The organism is Pedobacter sp. AC402, assembly GCF_979252805.1.
In genome coordinates this window covers 381629-400224 of record NZ_CEEDAI010000015.1, presented here as the reverse complement: position 1 = coordinate 400224, position 18596 = coordinate 381629, and the positions used below count along the sequence as shown (strand labels likewise).

Sequence of the window (18596 nt, the reverse complement as noted above, 5' to 3'; positions counted from 1 at the left end):
TTTATTGATATCTTTTTCTTAATAAATTCATCATATACACATTTATTGCCCATTGATCAGCAACAGGCTGGCGGGTGTAGGGCAAAGTTGGCATATAATCTGCCGGGCCAAATTCGGTTAAGATCGTCATCCGTTCTCCGTTTTTCTTTTTCCTGGCAATCACCTTGTCCCACCAGGCCAAATGCGCCTCTACTACTTTGGCCCATTCAGGTGCCCTTGGGTCGTTTACCTGCGGACCTTCGGGATGCCCTACCCTGGAATGGATATGATCTGTTTTTTCCAAAATAAAGTCGATGGTTTGCTTTTGATCAGCCAGTAAGCTTTCGTGCACATTGCACCAATGTGAAATATCGAGGGTGAACCTTATTTCAGGATTTTTTTTGGCAAAATGCTTTGCAACCGGGGCGGCAAACATCATCCGGCTCCGGTGCGTTTCATGATAAATCGGTATCCCTGATGATTTTCTTTTGGCTGTTACATAATCGATAATCCGTTTATTTTCTTCGTATGTGAAGAAATCTTTCCCCGAATGGCAATTGATGTAAAGTGGTTTCTGATAGGTATTGGCGCAAATGGCATCTATATTTTTTTTAAATGATGCCAGATGATCTGCAATATTTGCCTGTGAGCCGGCACATAAAAATCCTATCTCAAGTTTATATTTTTTTACGGCATCAAAAAGTTCTTTCACTGCTTTATCTTCTCCAGGCCACCACACCTCAATTCCTTCGTACCCCTCCTTTTTTGCGGCTGCACAAAATTCATCTCTTGTACCTTCAAAACCCCAATCGGTTTGCATAAATAAAAGTTCATACCCTACTTTGGTTTTTACCCTGCTAAGCGCATGTGGACTAACATCTTGTAGGGGTGCCAAATACGAAGCCACCGTTACAAGGGCGGTATTTTGTAAGAATTTTCTCCTGGTTTGAGACATGAATTAATGATTGAATGAGTTATTTTATTCGTGATTGGATTATTGAATGGTGGTATTTCTATTCTAAACTTCGGACTCAAAACTTCTATCCTCCGACTAGTTCCTACGCCACAACCTCCCTTATTACCTTACCTGCTACATCAGTTAACCTGAACGGCCGGCCCTGAAAAGGGTAAGTAAACTGTTCGTGATCGAAACCCAACTGGTTTAATATCGTGGCCTGAACATCGAAAGCATCCACTTTACCGCTGATGGCACTGTAACCTATTTCGTCGGTTTCGCCATGGGTAAAGCCTTTTTTAACACCTCCGCCTGCCATCCAGATGGTAAATGCTTCTGTGTGGTGATCTCTGCCTTTGAATGGGTTTTGAATACCGTTTCTATTTTCCATCATAGGTGTGCGGCCAAATTCACCTCCCCAAACCACCAAAGTTTCTTCCAATAAGCCACGTTGCTTCAAATCCATCAGTAAAGCAGTAATCGGCCTGTCGATACTTCTGCATTTATTTTTTAAGCCAATATTGAGCGAGTTATTCGAACTATCGCCATGCGCATCCCAACCCCAATCGAACAATTGAATGTACCGTACTCCTTTTTCTACCAGTTTACGGGCAAGCAACACATTGTTGGCAAAGCAAGCTTTACCAGGTTGTGTTCCATACATTTCATGAATGTAGGCGGGTTCATCATTAATATTCATCACTTCCGGTGCCGATATCTGCATGCGGTAAGCCATTTCGTACTGTGCTATCCGCGATAAAATTTCCGGGTCGTTATATTCCTGATATTGTTGTTCATTTGCTTTGTTGATGGCCTCGATAGATGCTTTTCTTAAATCGCGGTTCATCCCATCAGGATCTTTAATAAAAAGTACCGGATCGCCCTCACTGCGGCATTGTACACCCTGGTATACTGAAGGTAAAAAACCGCTCCCCCAAACACTTTTCCCGGCATCAGGAAAACTTCCTCCGCTGGTAAGCACTACATATCCGGGTAAATTCTGATTTTCTGAACCTAAACCATAAGTAACCCAACTGCCCATACTTGGTCTGCCCAAGCGTGGCGAACCGGTATGTACCAATAATTGAGCTGGTGCGTGGTTAAACTGATCGGTTTTTACCGCTTTTAAAAAAGTTACATCATCTACCATAGTAGAAAAGTGTGGCAGATTATCGCTTACCAAAGCACCAGACTGACCATGCTTGGCAAATACCGCCTGTGGACCCAGCATTTTTGGTACGCCAGTGATAAACGCAAATTTTTTGCCTGCCAGTAATGATGGCGGACAGTCTTGCCCATCCATTTTCATCAGTTCGGGTTTAAAATCAAACAGCTCCAATTGAGATGGTGCGCCCGCCATATGTAAATAAATTACACTTTTAGCCTTACCAACCAAGGGGGGCGATTTTGGCAATAAAGGATGTGCCGGATCGTAAGCAATTTTAGTTTGTGGACTGGAAAAAAGATTGCCGCAGCCACCCAATAAAGATCCCATCGCTAAAGCACCCAGGCCCATTGCACTTTCTTTTAAAAAATGCCTCCGCGAATGAAGTTGCGCATTGGCCTCATGGGCTTCTTTAATTAACCGATGAGCGTTTAACTCGTCTCTTGTCATAATGAATCAGATTAATTTTTGGTAACCACTTCGTCCAGATTGAGCATCGCATTTGCCACTAAAACCATTGCTGCATCCTCTGGCTTGTATTTCTTTTGTTTATCGCCCATAAAAGCCGATACGTTAGCCGCATTCTTTTTAAACTCATCAAAGGCTTTGGCATATAAATCTTCAAATATTTTTAGCCGGTTTTGAGGGATTGCTTTATATAAAATGAGTTCATATCCCTTTGAAATTTTTGATTTGCTGCTGTTCCCGCCAACCTTATCCATACGTTCTGCCAGTTTTCTGGCCAGATCGATGTAAACACTATCATTTAAGGTAACAAGGGCTTGCAAAGGGGTGTTGGTACGGATTCGCCGCGGACTGCAAACTACCCGCGATGCCCCATCGAAAGCAATAGCTGATGGATAAGGGGCCGTTCTTTTCCAATAAGTATAAATACCCCTGCGGTACTGTTCTTCGCCACCACTGGTAATCCATTTGGCACCACTATAAGGCGAAAACCAAATGCCTTCGGGCTGCCAGGGCATTACTGGCGGGCCATACATTTTGTTGCTCAGTACACCGCAAACAGCCAAACTTTGATCTCTTATCTGCTCAGCACTAAGCCTGATGCGCGAGCCACGGGCGTAAAACTTGTTAAAAAGGTCTTTTTCTTTTAATTCTTCCGATACCTTACTGTCTTGCCTGTAAGTGGCCATCATCACCAGCTCTTTCAGCATTTTTTTAACGCTCCAGTTGTATTTATGCATAAACTGGTAAGCCATAAAATCCAACAGCTCCTGGTGGGTTGGTGCCATGCCCTGCGTACCCATATCTTCGAGGGTTTCTACCAAACCTGCTCCATATAATTGCTCCCACAACCGGTTAACCATTGTTCTTGATACCAGCGGATTTCTTTTATCGGTAAGCCACATTGCAAGGCCCATGCGGTTATCGGGTGCATTTTTGGGCATAGCAAAAGCAAGAGAATTTGGCACCCCAACTTTTACCTCCTTACCCTTTGATGTCCACGCACCACGCTCAAACACATAGTTTTTGCGCTGCATGCTCAAAGGATTTTCGACCATTATTGGTGTAGTAGGCACCTTGGCATTCATTAAATCAGTAAACGTTTTCATTTTGGCTGCGTATTCGGGCTTACCCTTGCCAGGAAATTGCTTTGTAAAATAAAACCAGTCGAAATACACCATAAACTGATCAGGATTTTTTACCGAGGCATTCGTATAGTTTAAGTATACGTCCTTCAAGCCACTCTGTTTAGGAAAATCAATCGCTACATTTTCATAACCCTGTGTTTGAGCAAGTTTCCACGATTTAATAACCGGTCCGTTTGCCGAACCAAGGTGCAAACTCATTGTGCCATTTGGTTGGTTACAGTTGTAACGCAGAATCAGTTGATCTATATCCTGAAGGTTTACTGATTTTAGCCTTGCCGATGAACTGTTTTTAAAATATAACGCAATGTTATTGTTGCCAATTACCGAATTAACCAATTGATCAGCCGTGGTTGAATTTATTGTAGGCTCACCTGTTTTTAAAAACAAACTCATTTGATCTGCTCTTTCTTTACCTGCAACAGCTTTAACCCAGCTTGTTAAAGTATTCAACTCGTTTTTTAAGCTATCGTTAAAATTCCTGAATAAAGGATATTCGGCCTGCACATCTTCATCCCTTGTATTGTTAAAATACGACATGAATTTATAATACTCATCATGCTTAAAAGGATCGTATGGATGGCTATGGCATTGTACGCAAGAAAACGTTGTACTCATCAGCCCTTCCCAGGTTGCATTAACCCGATCCAACACTGCCGATGTTCTAAATTCTTCGTTGTTTGTACCACCTTCATCATTGGTGGGCGTATTCCGGCTAAAAGCGGTAGCAATATATTGAGCATCGGTTGGATTGGGGAATAAATCGCCGGCAATCTGATCGGTGATAAATTGATCATATGGCATATCGCGGTTAAAGGCTTTAATCACCCAATCGCGGTAGCTCCAGATGTTTCTGTTAGGGTCGCTCTCATAACCTTTTGTATCGGCATACCGGGCAATATCCAGCCACATGGAAGCCCAACGCTCGCCAAATTTTGGCGATGCCAGCAAACTATCTACCAATATACTGTATGCCTGAGGTTCGTTTTCGCTATTGAGGTAAAATTTCGCCAGTTTTTCTGATGGGTAAGTACCAATCAGATCCAAACTCGCTCTTCTTAATAAAGTTGCCCGATCGGCTGTTTTGGAAGGTTCGAACTTGTTTTCTTTGAGTTTTGCAAAAATAAATTTATCCAGGTCATTGCGCACCCAGTCATTATCTACATCAGGCACATTAGTAGGTTTAACACTTACGTAGGCCCAATGCTGCCCCCACTTTGCGCCCTGGTTTATCCAGCTGCTTAACACATCAATCTCCTCACCATTTAAGGCAGGGTGTTTATAAGGCATCCTTTCTTCGGGATCGTTGGATTTTAAGCGTTTTATAAATTCGCTGGCTTCTGCATTACCGGGAATAATTGCCGGCTTACCACTTTTGGTATTGGCAAGTGCTTCTTCTCTAAACAGCACGCTAAAACCACCTTGCTGTTTAACGCCGCCATGGCACGAAATGCATTTTTTATTTAAAATAGGTTTAACCTGGGTGTTAAAATCAACCTCTTTCTCAGAAGAAAAAAGCGAAAAGGCAATTAAAGCAGTCGCAATTAGCAGAAAGCCAGAGGCAAACAACATTTTCTTTTTCAACAACATTTTGGTTAGTATAAATTAAGCTAATGTTTAGCAACTTAACATCTATACACAATGTTAAACAATACTAAACAATAATCAAAGTAACAAATTGCGTTAATTGGCTAAATAGCCCCTTTGTTAACTCCGCTTAAACCAAAGATGAAGAGAAAAACTTTAGCTAAGAATGCATTAATTTGCCCAAAAGATGGATTATATTACTTAAAGCTTTTTGAAATCGATAACTCGTTCAACAGCACAGCACCTGACTAAACCATTATCCAACACGAAACGCTAATCAAGCGATAAACCGATTTCTTTTAACAAGATTGCGGCATTGAACGTTTTGCAAGGGCCTTGTTTTAATTGGTAATCAAATCTCATTTCGCCGGCTGTAATCTGGATATCGAAATGGAAATTACGCACCGTTTCGGGATGGTCTAAAATAAGATCGGCCAATTGCAGATCGTGTGTGGCAAAAAGTGCCGGTGTTTTTTCGGCAATTAACTTTTGCACAAAAACCTTTGAGCCAAGGTATTTATCCCTGCTGTTGGTACCCCGAAGCATCTCGTCGATCAATACAAAAGTATCTTTATCTTTAACCACATTATCAAGGATCATTTTAAGGCGGTTTAATTCAGCTTTAAATGTAGATGTACTTTCATTCAGCGAATCTTTAATCCGCATGTAAGTGTTAATCGAAAATACCGATAACTGCATGGCATTTGCGCAAACCGGTGCACCTGCATAAGCCAACACCATATTAATACCCAAGGTACGCAAAAAGGTACTTTTCCCTGCCATATTCGATCCGGTTACAATATCGACAGTAGGTTTTGCTTCGAGGTTAAAATCATTGCTCACCCTTAATTGTTCATCAATTAACGGATGCCCGATTTGAATACCATTTAATGCAAATTGATCGGTAAGCACAGGAAAAACCCAGTTGGGCTGGTTATAAGCCGTTGTGGCCAGTGATATTATTTCTTCAAAATTGCCCAAATGGTCAAGCGCTTTAATTACCTCCTTTGATGACGATTTGTACCAGATATCCAAGCTGATACAGCACCTTAAATCCCATAATAAAAGTGCATTCAAAATTCCGCCAACGATCATATTTAGCCGGGCATCAAAATTCTTGATAATTTTAGATAGTGCTTTAATTTCTTTACTGGCAGGAATTTTCGAATCCAGTAAACTTAGCGTATAGCTACTTTTCCAGTCTTGATTTTCTGTCCACAAAATAGCAGTGGCATAACCGTTAAGCAGGCTGGAGCTTCCGCCGAAGCTATAAAAAACTTTATTGATCTTCGCTCCCCATAAAACATTCCACCCGGCATGAATGATACAGAGCAATATCAGTATTTTCCAGAAAACACTGCTCACCAATAGCGCAGCCAAAACAAGGGCAATAATGATATAAGGCACAAATTTAACGTACAACCTTAAAATTTTACTGCCAACAAATTCCAGTTGCGCACCAAGCTGGTGTTTCAATTGTGTTTTAATCAGTTCTATCCTTTCAGGGTCGTAGCCATGCAGGTTTGCGCGGAAACTAAAAGTATCGGCTATTTTAGCCACCATTTCTTTTACTGCTTCCTGCCGCTCAATGATGTTATTTTTTATTGGTTTTTCTGCAAAGCTTTTGGCCAGCAGGTCGTTTCCACTTTTGGTACTGCAACGGTTTACCAGCGCAAAGAGCGATGCGCTTCCGAAAATATCAAGATCAGAACTATAGGGATGAAGTTCTGATTGAAAGTTTTTACCAGCATCGTAACCATTTTCGGTTCCTTTTAAAATATTCGATTCATTTTCATACACCCATAAAAGCTGCTTTTTATAATCATTTTCACGATCGAGAATGCTTTGCCTGCGCACAACCAATGCAAAAATAATTACCGGCACCAGTAAGCCAATTTGTATTAATGTGCGTAATTCATCATCTGCAGATTGAACTAAAAAGATAAACAGTATAATCTCTGCTACAAACAAACCGATGCGGATAAAAGAAAGCTGATCGATCAGTTTTTTTGTTTGATCAATATCTGCTATTACCTGCTTAATATTCTGATCGTAACCGGCTATTATTTCTGTTTGTTGTTTTAACATGACTGGATTAATAAATATACTTTCGGAGGTTTCAGATCGATAAATTACACTATTTGTTACAATTTTATCTAAGTTTGAATCTCGAAAATTCTAAAGATAGGGAAATATTAAATGAAGATTACGCTGATCGCCATTGGCAAAACAGAAGATAAGTATTTGATTGAAGGAATTGATAAATACATTAACCGCCTAAAACATTACATTAACTTCAGCTTTTTGGCTTTACCGGATGTAAAAAACGTTAAAAACCTTAGCGAAGCACAGCAAAAAACCAAAGAAGCAGAATTGTTGCACAAACAAATTAATAATGGCGATGTTGTTATTTTATTGGATGAAAAAGGAAAAAAGTACTCATCAGTAGCGTTCTCCAACTATTTAAATAAACAGATGATCGGTAGTGTGCAGCATTTAATTTTTATTATAGGCGGTCCGTACGGTTTTGACGAAAGCATTTACAAAAGGGCAAATGGTTTAATCTCTTTATCTGATATGACCTTTTCGCACCAAATGATCAGGTTATTTTTTGTAGAGCAGCTTTACCGGGGCTTTAGTATTTTAAAGGGAGAACCTTACCACCACGCTTAACACTAAAAATTGCCTGGTTGGCCCGAAAAGCTAATAGCGGTGTGGAAATGGCGAACAAAAATCATCATTAAATAAAAAAAAGATGTTACTAGATAAATATAAACGGGAATACAGATATAAGAGCAATCAAAACGGCAACAATAAATACCTATGGATCAGCATTATTGCTTCTTTGGTAATTGTAGCTTTGCTTTATTATTTCTTCGATTAAATTCCACAAAAAAACACCAGACGAATGGCCTGGTGTTCTGTAAAACAATTAAATAAAGCTTAAACGCCTTTTTTACTTGTCATGCTTGCTTTTTTAGCTGGCGCCGAAGTTTTAGTAGTTGCTTTAGCACTTGCTGATGACTTGGTTCCTGAAGCTTTTTGTTTTTTATCTGAAGCTGCTTTTTCTTCTGATAATTTAACTTCAGCTGGTGTACCTGGTGTTTCAGGAGTTTCTTCCGTAAACAATGGCAAATCTTTTAATAAGTTATACCAGGTAATGATTTTCTTCATATCCGAAGCGTAAACTTTTTCCTGATCGTGGCCTGGTGCTACTTCAAGGAAATAAGCACGTAAATCGCCTTTTAAATCAGGAGTAGCTCCTTTGGCAGAAATTTTGGCAAAAATATCTGCCAGTTTAATTTCTTCATCTTCACCATATACCGTAATATCTTCTAACGAAGCCAGTTTAGTATTGGTGATATTGGCTACAATTTTAGTTTTCTGAGCATCTAAACCCTCTAAAATGTAACCCACTTTATTTTGTCCAACCAGTTTAAACAAACCCGGTCTGCCAGATACGGCAACAATTCCTCTTAAATTCATATTTTTTTGAGATATGAGATTTGAGATATAAGAAATGAGAAATCACTCAGATCAAATAACTAAAACTCTTTGTTCAATTATTAAATGAGATAGGAGCACCAATTTAGAGAATCAAGTCTCAAATCTAATGTCTCAAATCTAGTATCTATTTCTAGTCTTCTAAAACTTCGATGTTTAAAATTTTATCACCTTGGCGGATATCATCTACAAGATCAACATTCTCCACAACTTTACCAAAACAAGTATGGTTACGGTCTAAGTGAGCAGTATTGGTTCTGCTATGGCAGATAAAAAACTGTGAACCACCAGTGTTGCGGCCAGCATGTGCCATAGATAATACGCCACGATCGTGATATTGATTTTCGCCATCAAGTTCGCAATCAATTTTGTAACCTGGGCCACCAGTACCTGCCAAATGTGCTTTAGCCGGGTCTTTTGAATTTGGGCATCCACCCTGAACCATAAAGTTAGGAATTACACGGTGAAAAGTTACCCCATCATAAAAGCCTTCTTTAGCTAATTTTTTAAAGTTTGCAACGGCTTTTGGCGCATCATTTTCGTAGAATTCTACAGTTAATTCGCCTTTTTCTGTTTTTATTATTGCTTTACTCATATCAATATCAGTACTAATTTTAAATTTAATCCGACTAAAAAACAATCGCATTTTTTTAGTAGAGGGCAAAAATAACAAAATTGTATAACTTATAACATCATTAAATTTTTCTATCCAGTTTAAATGCGGTATTTTAGTGTTTTAAGTCTATCGATTTGACAAAGAAATATTATATACTCCTTATTTGCCTGCTTTGCTCCTTAGGGTTAAGGGCTTCTTCGCTGTTAATTTATATGGATGAAGACCAAAAAAACCACCTTAAAGCATATGGTATTGCATACTGGACAATCAGTAAACAACTGGAAGTTGACTGGCTCTTAAATTACCGCGGCGGAAGTTTTCTAATTAAGTATAATAAAACGGTTGAGGATGAGCTTAAAATCCGCGGGGTTTCTTACGAAGTACTGGCTGATGGAAAGGTAACCAATCTTTTAAACGAAATCAGTGATCCATCGGTAAACATGGAAATGGTTAAATTGGAGAAAACACCAAAAATTGCAGTGTACTCGCCAAAAAGCAAACTACCCTGGGATGATGCCGTTACGCTGGTGTTAACTTATGCCGAAATTCCGTATGAAGTAATTTACGATGACGATATTCTTCAGGATAAACTGAGCAAATATGATTGGCTGCACCTGCACCATGAAGATTTTACCGGGCAATATGGAAGGTTCTGGGCCAATTTCAGGTATGCCACCTGGTATCAGGAAGATGTTAAAAATCAGGAAACCCTTGCCAAGCGAATGGGTTATAAAAAAGTTTCAGAAATGAAACTTGCCGTAGCCAAACACATTAAAGAGTACTGTGCTGGTGGAGGCTTTCGTGTTTGCCATGTGCTCTGGTACGGATAGTTTTGATATTGCGCTGGCCGCAGATGGGGTGGACATTTGTGCGCAAATGTTTGATGGCGATGCAGCAGATCCTAATGCACAGGCTAAATTGGATTTTAATAAAACATTGGCTTTTCAGAATTTTAAGCTGGATAACAACCCTATGAATTACGAATTTTCGGACATTGATGCCACGCAAACCCGAACTTTAAACCAAAGCAATGATTATTTTACCCTTTTCGATTTCTCGGCCAAGTGGGATCTTGTTCCTACCATGCTTACGCAAGATCACGATAAAGTGATTAAAGGTTTTATGGGCCAAACCACTGCCTTTAGAAAAAGCCTCGTTAAAACAAGCGTTACGGTATTGGGCGAAAATAAAGGAGCTGCTGAAGTACGTTATTTACATGGCGAAATTGGTAAAGGACAGTTTACTTTTTATGGTGGTCACGATCCGGAAGATTATCAGCATGCTGTTGGCGACCCTCCAACTGATTTAAATTTGCACCCAAATTCGCCAGGTTACCGCTTAATTTTAAACAATGTGCTTTTTCCTGCGGCCAAAAAGAAACCGCAAAAAACTTAATCTGCTTCTTCAATCTTTGGCATAATTATACAAAACTTATCAAAACTGCCTGTATAATGCGGTACATTCCTATTATGTATACACAAAGTTAGCGTGTTGGGTATTTCATTTTTGTAGCGTATATATACCTAATGTAGATAAAAAATATGCTGTAAATCAATAGCTTACCCGCTAAACTGTAACAGACTTGATACTTTGGCACAGCTTTTGGAATTGAGGCTTGTAATTAACAACAGGATAAACCTGATTTTTTAAACAAGATTCTTCTAAAAGAAAAATATTATGAAAAAGTTATTATTAAGCGCTTCAGTTTTATTATTAGCAACAGGTGCATTTGCACAAACAAAAATGACCGGAGAAACTTCCCGTTTCGGAATTAAAGCTGGTGTAAACCTTTCGAAATTCCACGCTGGTGGTGATGATGCCGCAGCAAATAATTTTAACGACAATGCAAAAAACAATGTTGGTTTTAACGTTACTGCATTTGGTGATTTCGGTGTAGGAAACAATTTCTTCATCCAACCGGGTGTTTCATTACAAAACAAAGGTAATAAATTTGAATCTGTGCTTACCAATACGGCTTTGGGCAATACAATTACTACCACTAGTTCCGTAAAAACAAATTTAATGACTATTGAAGTACCGGTTAACGCTGTGTTTAGAATCCCTACAGGTGATGCTGGTGCCGTTCAAATCAGTGCTGGTCCTTATATAGGTTTCAACATTTCTGGTAAAGATAAAGGCGAAACGGTTACTACAACAGTAAATAACGCTAACAATAACAGTTCTACTGTTACCACATCTAACGATAGAGACTTATCATTCGGTAGTGCAAGTGATAAAAACTATAACAGTACCGAATTTGGTGCAAACTTTGGTTTAGCTTACCGTACAAACTCAGGATTTTTAGTTGGTGCAAACTATGGTTTAGGTTTAACAGATTTAACACCTAAAGACAGACAGGCTAATTCAAATAAATTAACTAACCGTGTATTGGGTTTCTCAGTTGGTTATTCTTTCTAAGATAAAAGCCTTTAAAATTAAAAGCCGTGCTGATATATCATCAGCACGGCTTTTTTTTATATGCAATCAGGCAAATAAGAACCGCATTGGCATAAACACGAGAACAATCTACTATGGTTGCTTTGATACATGCTTCACAAGCTTTGCAATAATTTCGCGATAGCAAATGCAAGCGCTCTCCGTAAAAAAGATAAAGAATTTATTAAATCAAGCCTGGTTTTAATCGTAAAAGTTCCAGCTTACACCAAACTTTAATAAGGCATCTTGCATAGGGTACCTGTTTACAGTGTAATAACCATTTTGGAAAAGGCCTTGATTGATAAAATCGTATTTAACAAAAAGGTTTGCACGTTTTAAATTGGCTTTAAAAAACACATCTACAATCGGCTTAGAAACAAAAGTTACCGGATTGGTTTCATCTATATAAAACTGTGAGGTTGCTGGCGAATACAAATAATTTGCATATTCGGTATTGTACCTTACATCGATACCTACATTGGCTTTTAATACTTTAAAAAAGGTATTGTCGAAATAAATACTGTTATAGGTATAAAATTCGGGTGTTCTTAAAATTGCATTTTTATCGGTTTTTTGATAGGCTAAATAATTTTCCATTACAAACCTGCCAAACTTCCATTTTTTGGAAACATCAAACCTGATCAGGCTGATATCAGCTGTTTCCTGTTTTGGCAGAATGGCTGTTGTACCATTGCTGTGATCTGCTGCAAAATACAGGTAATTACTGGTTAGGAAATATTTAGCTCCTGCATTAAAACCATATTTATCATTGATGTAATTAAAAGATAGATTGGCGATTTTAGTGTTATTAAAATCAGTATTGCTCCATTGGTAATGGTTGCCATGGTAGTAATCGAAAATTCTGGCTGGTGTTTGGTTTTGTACATAGGCACCTAATTCTATCCTTCCGATGGTTTTTCCTAACAGGATTTTACTTTTGGCTTCGTACAGATAATCACCTGCATTTTCACCCTGCAAAATTTGCTGTATATCTAAGTTAATATCGATATTATTCGAAAACCTGTATCCTGTGGCACCTAAAATGGTAATATTTTGATAACCAAATCTGCTTTGCTTTCATAATACTTACCATCTTGTTTAATTCCTAAAAACTCGTGTTTATAATAATCATGGCGGATGCCGGCATCAACCTTTAGCTCATTTTTAATGAGTGATGAATTTTTTGGACGTAAAAAGAAACTGTATATAAATTCATTCTTAAAGTGCTGCACATGGGTAGAATCATTTGTGAAAGTTGTGCTGTTTATGCCGGGAGGTAAAACATTGTTCGGATCGGTACCATTTTTATAAAAATCGTAACTTTCGTTATTGTACTCAAAAGTATAAGTAACCTTATTGGTTGGCAAAACAGCATTATTTGCATTGGCAGAAGTATCAATCCGCCCTACATAATAGGTTTGTTTTAAAAACACGGTATTCTTTTTGTACATGTTGCGCGCATCTGATAAGTTGATGGCTTCGGCATCTCTGCTGATCTTGTTGTAACCTGGATCAAAAATATTTTGAGCAACCACTGAACCGTTTTCATAACCACGCATGGTATTAAAAATGGCTGATGCCCACATATTATAACGTTTACTTGGCGATTGGTACCATGAAAATACCGCCACATTTAAATTATCACCACGTTGCCTTGCATAAAACCCTTTCGAATCTCCACGGTTAAAATTTACGCCAACATTCCAGTTTTTCTTGATGTTCTGTGTATGAATTGCCCTAAAAAGCTGCTCTGTTTTGCCGCCACTCACAAAATACAAACTCGTAAAAGGGGTTCTGGCCTGGTAATAAATAATATCTTCTGGTGTTAACGCGTAATAGTCGAACGAATGGAAACCTGCATCAAACCCGATTCTTTTACTGGGCTCAAACAATAATGGCCGGGCTGCCAAACCCATGTTACCAGTACTTATGGTGGGGTGCATGGGTTGTAAAAGCGGACTGTAATTCTGGATATTGGTAGTAGTGGTATCTAAAGGCAATAGTACAATGCTATCTTTACTTAGCGATAGTTTGGTAAAACGGATGTATTTTGCAGTAAAAACAACTGAATCTTTTCCGCCATCCAATTTTTTCCTAACCGAATCGAGTTCTTTATTTGTACCAACATTGGTTTTTAAATCCTAGCAAAAGCCTTGTTGATGCCCAATAGCACAAACAGTAAAAAACAGATCTGAACAACTTTACGCATCTTAAAGTTCGGCAATTAAGCGGGTTAAAATTTCTGTCATTTTTGGTTCGGCCTTGGCCGCAGCAGCTAAAATTTCATCTAAATCAAAGGGTTGCAAATCTTCAGGAAAACCTTCATCAGTTAAAACAGAAATGGCAAAAACTGGTAAACCTGCGTGGTTGGCCACAATTACTTCTGGTACGGTACTCATCCCCACAGCATCGGCACCAATTAAGCGCAGGTATTTGTATTCTGCCTTGGTTTCTAAATTCGGCCCCGTAACGGCAACGTATACACCTTTATGGCATTTAATATCAACTTCTTTCGCAATGTTTAAAGCCTTTGCAATAATATCGCGTTTGTAAGGTTGGCTCATATCCGGAAAACGTGGACCAAGGTCACTTTCGATAATACCGCGCAAAGGGTTATCAGGCTGCAGGTTGATGTGATCTTCAATAATCATTAAATCGCCTTTTCTAAATTCGGGGTTTAATGATCCTGCTGCGTTAGAAACAATCAGGTTTTCGATGCCCAATCCTTTCATTACCCGAACAGGGAACGTAATTTGCTGCATGCTGTAACCCTCATAATAATGCAAACGCCCCTGCATGGCAATAATTTTTTTACCGTTTAACGTTCCAAAAATTAATTTACCACTATGAAATTCTAATGTTGAAATAGGAAAGTTGGGAATATTAGAATACATCAACTGATGTTCAACTTCGATTTCTTTCACAAGGCCTCCTAAGCCTGTTCCTAAAATAATGCCTATTTTGGGCTTAAAGTTCTCTGTTTTACGTTTTATATATTCAACGGTTTCTTCTATTGCTCTTAACATAGTTTAAAATGAGTTCGTCAAAGGTAATCTTATCTTCTTCAAATAATTCAACCTCGATGGGTAAATAATATACAGGTAAATTTACCAGTAAATCTTCAAATCCGGTAGCTCTTAAACGTTTGCTATCCTTTTCTGTTGTGATGATGATTTTTTCTTTTTTATTTCCGGCCAAAAATGCACTTTTAAATTTGCTGATATCTGCTTCTTTAAAGGCATAATGATCAGGAAATTCTTCGTGTTTAATGGTTTTGGAATATTTACCCAGTTCTTCGATCAATGGTTCTGGATTGGCAATACCTGTTAATAGAAAAATTTCGTAATCTTTTATCGATTCGAGTACGCGGCTTTCTTTATTGTATAAATGAACAAGGTGGCCATATTTTAAATAGGAGTGCAATACCGGCTGATTTGCATCGGGTTGCAGTTCGTTTATTGAAGCTTGTTGCGCTACATGTAACAAGGGCACTGGCGATTTAGTGACTAATAGCACATCGGCTCTTTTACGTGACGAGAAAACATCTCTTAAATTACCTGCTGGCAAGAGGAACTGCAGAGTGCCCAATTTTCTAAATTCGAAAAGCAAAATATTAAAACCCGCCCTTACTGCACGGTGCTGAAAGGCATCATCAAGGATAATTAAATCATGGTTTTCTTTGAGCTGATTAATTCCATTTACGCGGTCTTCGCAAACAGCAACGGTTACCTTTGCAAATTTCTGATGGTATTGTAACGGTTCATCTCCAATGGTTTCGGCAGTTGCATTGTCATCAGCAAGGATAAATCCTTTTGTTTTGCGACCGTAGCCTCTACTTAATATCGCTATTTTATAATCGGCCAGTAACCTCACCAGATATTCGGTTGTTGGTGTTTTGCCCGATCCGCCTACAGCCAGATTGCCTACGCAGATTACGGGTAAATCGAATTTTACAGACCTGATTAAGCCCCAATCGTATAATTTTTTGCGGAGTGTAACGGCCATTCCATAAATTAATGAAAAAGGAAGCAGTAAAAGGCGTAGATAGTTAAGTAGCATATCGTGGTTTCAAAAATACTGATTATTTAAAAAAGAAAGGCATCAGCCTATAGAGCAACCCTTAAGCGCAGGAAATGGTTTGGTGGAGAGGGAAATAGGGAGTTTTTAGTTGGGAGTTGTGTACCTTGCCTTCAATTAAGCAATTGAAACAATTTACCAAATCCACTTAAAATTGCTCCAATATATCTTGATCTGATTTATAGGTTTCGACAATCACCTTTGGAATGGAAAGGTTATGTTTTTGATAAAGGGATGCCCAAAGTTCGGCATTGTTCTTTTTTGGGTATTGATAAAAATCCTGTCTGAGTTTAAAGGTGGAGAAATTATTACTGTTTTTCTGTTCAGGTTCTATATCATCAAGAAAAAGCAGTTCCATTTCTGCCGAGGGCTCCCCTTCCGAGAATAATCCGGCTACTACATTACACTTTAAGTAGGTAGCATTAAGGTGCGATAATCCATTTTCAATCGTGTAATCCTGTTTATTGATCCAGATCATACTTTTGTTAATCGTGGCAATATTACTCTCCATCCCTTTAATCAGGTGTTTATCAACCGTGATGTAAATCCACCCGCTTTTCCTTTTATACAATACGTTTCTTGCCCTGTTAAAATAGATTTTATAACATTTTGTTCCTTCGTAATCTACCTGTCCTTCTATTTCATAATCGTTATCCTCGCTGAGCATATTATCATTAAGGTTAGTTACAAAGTAAGATTTGAGCTCCATTCTTAAATCTACCGCATAATTAATTTTTACAGTTTTAGATTTTCTTAAATCTTTAAGCCTTCTAATTCCTTCAAGCTGTAATTTGATATCGTTTTTGTATTCGTCGGTATGCAGATTAAGTACGCCTTCGGCAAAGGTGTTATATTTGCCATCTTTAACTAAATATTGCCTGCAAAGGAGCTTTTTACTCACCACTCCTGTATCTGCAAGGTGCGCCATTGCATTCTTTACGAGTGTTGTAACGAAATTGGAAGAATAGATCTGCACATCATTTAGCGTAACGTATTTATCCTTTAATTTTATGGTAAGGTCATCGGTTTGGCTATCATCAACCTTAACCGAACGGCTTTCGTAACCAACCGAACTAAAAGAAAGTAACTGCCCTTTATTTAGCGAATCTACTTTGATACTGAATTGGCCTTCTTCATCACTCAATGCAATCAATTTTCCTTTATTATAAATGGATACAGATGCAATACCTTTATTTACATGATTAATTACATGCCCTTTAATTATTTTTTGTGCCCATGCTGCAGGCAAAAAGAATAAACAGCAGAATAAGAAGGGTAAAATAATTTTTGAGCGGTAAGGCATAGGTTTGGAGGCGTTATTTGGGGAATTACTTGGTTATCTGTGGTGAATTTACTTATTCTAAATAAATAACCAAAATGCAGCATAAATTTTCGATAATGGTTTACCGTTATCATCGTAAATTGATTTAGCAATTGACCGATTATGAGCTAACCTATAATAATTGAATGAACAGTTATTTTAATTTTTTTATTATCATTGCTGTCTACCAAAAAAACAATTTAATGTCTCCAAATAAAAGATTAGTAATAGGCCAGGGCCAGATTAGCGGATATATCTCTATTTTTTTAGCTGTGCTGGCATTATTGGGCATTCTTTGCTTCCACTATCCAGAAAAGTTAACCACCCCCGAATTCCGCGAAATATACACTAAAGATAGTATGGAAGCTTTAATGCTTGGCGGTGTTATTGGCTGTTTCTTTTTTTCGTTGTTAAGTTTAATTCTCAGTAAAAAAGTTAAGTGGGCATGGCCTGGTTTTGCTTTAGGTGCACTGGCTGTTGTACTTGGTGCATTAAGTGTAGAAGGTAGAGATGTGGCTAAATCCAGCTGGCATTTCGGTTTAGACTGGATGATTTTAGATTTACTTTTAATGGTAGCCATATTTGTTCCGCTTGAGCTGTTTTTCCCAAAAAACAATGAACAAACTAAATTTCATGAAGAATGGCGTACCGATTTAACTTACTTTGTAATCAGTCACCTGTTTATTCAGTTTTTTGGTATTGTTACGCAAAAACCTGCTGTGTTATTTTTCGGCTGGATGGGTTTAGATAAGCTTCATGCCTGGGTACAGGGTTTGCCTTTTATTGTGGCATTGTTTCTGGCGTTTTTCAGTACAGATTTATTCCAGTACTGGGCACACCGTTTCTTCCATACGCGGGTATCGTTGTGGCGTTTCCATTCTATACACCATTCTACACAAAATATGGATTGGCTGGCCGGAAGCCGTACACACTTTATCGATATCTTTTTTACCCGCGCCATGACGTTTATACCGCTGTATGTATTAGGCTTTTCGTCGACAGTTTTTAACGTTTACATTATTTTTATTGCCATCCATGCTGTACTCATTCATGCCAACACACGCATAAACTTCGGCCCGCTTAAATATATTTTTACTACACCTCAATATCACCATTGGCACCATTGTGAAGACCCAAAATATTACGGACATAACTTCGCTTCGATATTTCCTTTTATCGATATGATTTTTGGCACTTATTATTTACCAGGCAAAGAATGGCCAGCCGGAACAGGCGTGCATGAAGCGGCTTACCCGAAAGGTTTTGTTAAACAATCTATTTATCCATTTACTAAAAGTCCGTTTGATACGGATTTAAATATGGAAGAACGGAGTGATAGATAAATA

At 38.4% G+C, this 18596-nt stretch carries 15 protein-coding genes and 1 pseudogene; 5 read left to right on the top strand and 11 right to left on the bottom strand.

The annotated features are described in order from the left end of the window. Position 1: 1 nt before the first annotated feature. The 4 genes from AC0IWE_RS25475 to AC0IWE_RS25460 all read right to left on the bottom strand — a co-directional run bounded on the left by AC0IWE_RS25475 (position 2) and on the right by AC0IWE_RS25460 (position 7384). Positions 2-934 (bottom strand): sugar phosphate isomerase/epimerase family protein, encoded by a 933-nt coding sequence (locus AC0IWE_RS25475; protein WP_471795234.1) that lies wholly within the window; start codon positions 932-934, stop codon positions 2-4. Between the two features lie 103 nt (positions 935-1037). Continuing rightward, positions 1038-2549: a DUF1501 domain-containing protein gene (locus tag AC0IWE_RS25470; protein WP_055907543.1), complete on the bottom strand. Its 1512-nt coding sequence runs from the start codon at positions 2547-2549 to the stop codon at positions 1038-1040. Between the two features lie 11 nt (positions 2550-2560). After that, positions 2561-5293, bottom strand: coding sequence for a DUF1553 domain-containing protein (locus AC0IWE_RS25465; protein WP_471795233.1), 2733 nt, complete (start codon positions 5291-5293; stop codon positions 2561-2563). Between the two features lie 276 nt (positions 5294-5569). Next, positions 5570-7384 (bottom strand): MutS-related protein, encoded by a 1815-nt coding sequence (locus AC0IWE_RS25460; RefSeq protein WP_471795232.1) that lies wholly within the window; start codon positions 7382-7384, stop codon positions 5570-5572. A gap of 111 nt (positions 7385-7495) precedes the next feature. On the opposite strand from AC0IWE_RS25460, the gene rlmH reads away from it, so the two are divergent. Both rlmH and AC0IWE_RS25450 read left to right on the top strand, forming a co-directional pair. Further along, positions 7496-7969: a 23S rRNA (pseudouridine(1915)-N(3))-methyltransferase RlmH gene (rlmH, locus tag AC0IWE_RS25455; RefSeq protein ID WP_316845689.1), complete on the top strand. Its 474-nt coding sequence runs from the start codon at positions 7496-7498 to the stop codon at positions 7967-7969. 82 nt (positions 7970-8051) lie between these two features. Next, complete coding sequence (locus tag AC0IWE_RS25450) at positions 8052-8180, top strand: hypothetical protein (protein WP_255352031.1); 129 nt, start codon at positions 8052-8054, stop codon at positions 8178-8180. A gap of 59 nt (positions 8181-8239) precedes the next feature. On the opposite strand, the gene AC0IWE_RS25445 is transcribed toward AC0IWE_RS25450, so the two are convergent. Further along, complete coding sequence (locus AC0IWE_RS25445) at positions 8240-8782, bottom strand: DUF5606 family protein (RefSeq protein ID WP_055907555.1); 543 nt, start codon at positions 8780-8782, stop codon at positions 8240-8242. 151 nt (positions 8783-8933) lie between these two features. Beyond that, positions 8934-9395: a peptidylprolyl isomerase gene (locus AC0IWE_RS25440; protein WP_055907558.1), complete on the bottom strand. Its 462-nt coding sequence runs from the start codon at positions 9393-9395 to the stop codon at positions 8934-8936. 233 nt (positions 9396-9628) lie between these two features. Here AC0IWE_RS25440 and AC0IWE_RS25435 point away from each other — a divergent pair. Then, positions 9629-10811 (top strand): annotated as a pseudogene (locus tag AC0IWE_RS25435) (asparagine synthetase B). A 282-nt stretch (positions 10812-11093) separates the two neighbouring features. Continuing rightward, entirely contained in the window at positions 11094-11834 is a 741-nt protein-coding gene (locus AC0IWE_RS25430) for an outer membrane beta-barrel protein (protein ID WP_055907563.1), read from the top strand. A gap of 219 nt (positions 11835-12053) precedes the next feature. Here the strand turns inward: AC0IWE_RS25430 and AC0IWE_RS25425 are convergent, their stop codons facing one another. The 5 genes from AC0IWE_RS25425 to AC0IWE_RS25405 form a co-directional block, all read right to left on the bottom strand. Beyond that, positions 12054-12854 carry a putative porin gene (locus AC0IWE_RS25425; protein WP_471795342.1) on the bottom strand — a complete coding sequence of 267 codons (801 nt, stop codon included), beginning with the start codon at positions 12852-12854 and terminating at the stop codon, positions 12054-12056. A gap of 35 nt (positions 12855-12889) precedes the next feature. After that, complete coding sequence (locus tag AC0IWE_RS25420) at positions 12890-13939, bottom strand: putative porin (RefSeq protein WP_471795231.1); 1050 nt, start codon at positions 13937-13939, stop codon at positions 12890-12892. Positions 13940-14062: 123 nt separating this feature from the next. Next, positions 14063-14878 (bottom strand): purine-nucleoside phosphorylase, encoded by an 816-nt coding sequence (locus tag AC0IWE_RS25415; RefSeq protein WP_471795230.1) that lies wholly within the window; start codon positions 14876-14878, stop codon positions 14063-14065. Continuing rightward, positions 14850-15911, bottom strand: a complete 1062-nt coding sequence (gene lpxK / locus AC0IWE_RS25410) for a tetraacyldisaccharide 4'-kinase (RefSeq protein ID WP_463497067.1) — start codon at positions 15909-15911, stop codon at positions 14850-14852. Before lpxK ends, AC0IWE_RS25415 begins: the two co-directional genes overlap by 29 nt. 166 nt (positions 15912-16077) lie before the next feature. After that, on the bottom strand, positions 16078-17232 hold the full coding sequence (locus AC0IWE_RS25405; protein WP_471795229.1) for a carboxypeptidase-like regulatory domain-containing protein: 1155 nt from the start codon (positions 17230-17232) through the stop codon (positions 16078-16080). A 221-nt stretch (positions 17233-17453) separates the two neighbouring features. On the opposite strand from AC0IWE_RS25405, the gene AC0IWE_RS25400 reads away from it, so the two are divergent. Continuing rightward, positions 17454-18593, top strand: coding sequence for a sterol desaturase family protein (locus AC0IWE_RS25400; protein ID WP_055907606.1), 1140 nt, complete (start codon positions 17454-17456; stop codon positions 18591-18593). Positions 18594-18596: the final 3 nt, after the last annotated feature.

What these genes read in the sequence shown, in the direction of transcription:
- AC0IWE_RS25415 (WP_471795230.1), bottom strand. Translation starts at nt 14,878, where the DNA reads ATGTTAAGAGCAATAGAAGAAACCGTTGAATATATAAAACGTAAAACA.
- rlmH (WP_316845689.1), top strand. Translation starts at nt 7,496, where the DNA reads ATGAAGATTACGCTGATCGCCATTGGCAAAACAGAAGATAAGTATTTG.
- AC0IWE_RS25470 (WP_055907543.1), bottom strand. Translation starts at nt 2,549, where the DNA reads ATGACAAGAGACGAGTTAAACGCTCATCGGTTAATTAAAGAAGCCCAT.
- AC0IWE_RS25445 (WP_055907555.1), bottom strand. Translation starts at nt 8,782, where the DNA reads ATGAATTTAAGAGGAATTGTTGCCGTATCTGGCAGACCGGGTTTGTTT.
- AC0IWE_RS25440 (WP_055907558.1), bottom strand. Translation starts at nt 9,395, where the DNA reads ATGAGTAAAGCAATAATAAAAACAGAAAAAGGCGAATTAACTGTAGAA.
- AC0IWE_RS25460 (WP_471795232.1), bottom strand. Translation starts at nt 7,384, where the DNA reads ATGTTAAAACAACAAACAGAAATAATAGCCGGTTACGATCAGAATATT.
- AC0IWE_RS25450 (WP_255352031.1), top strand. Translation starts at nt 8,052, where the DNA reads ATGTTACTAGATAAATATAAACGGGAATACAGATATAAGAGCAATCAA.
- AC0IWE_RS25430 (WP_055907563.1), top strand. Translation starts at nt 11,094, where the DNA reads ATGAAAAAGTTATTATTAAGCGCTTCAGTTTTATTATTAGCAACAGGT.
- lpxK (WP_463497067.1), bottom strand. Translation starts at nt 15,911, where the DNA reads ATGCTACTTAACTATCTACGCCTTTTACTGCTTCCTTTTTCATTAATT.
- AC0IWE_RS25475 (WP_471795234.1), bottom strand. Translation starts at nt 934, where the DNA reads ATGTCTCAAACCAGGAGAAAATTCTTACAAAATACCGCCCTTGTAACG.
- AC0IWE_RS25405 (WP_471795229.1), bottom strand. Translation starts at nt 17,232, where the DNA reads ATGCCTTACCGCTCAAAAATTATTTTACCCTTCTTATTCTGCTGTTTA.
- AC0IWE_RS25400 (WP_055907606.1), top strand. Translation starts at nt 17,454, where the DNA reads ATGTCTCCAAATAAAAGATTAGTAATAGGCCAGGGCCAGATTAGCGGA.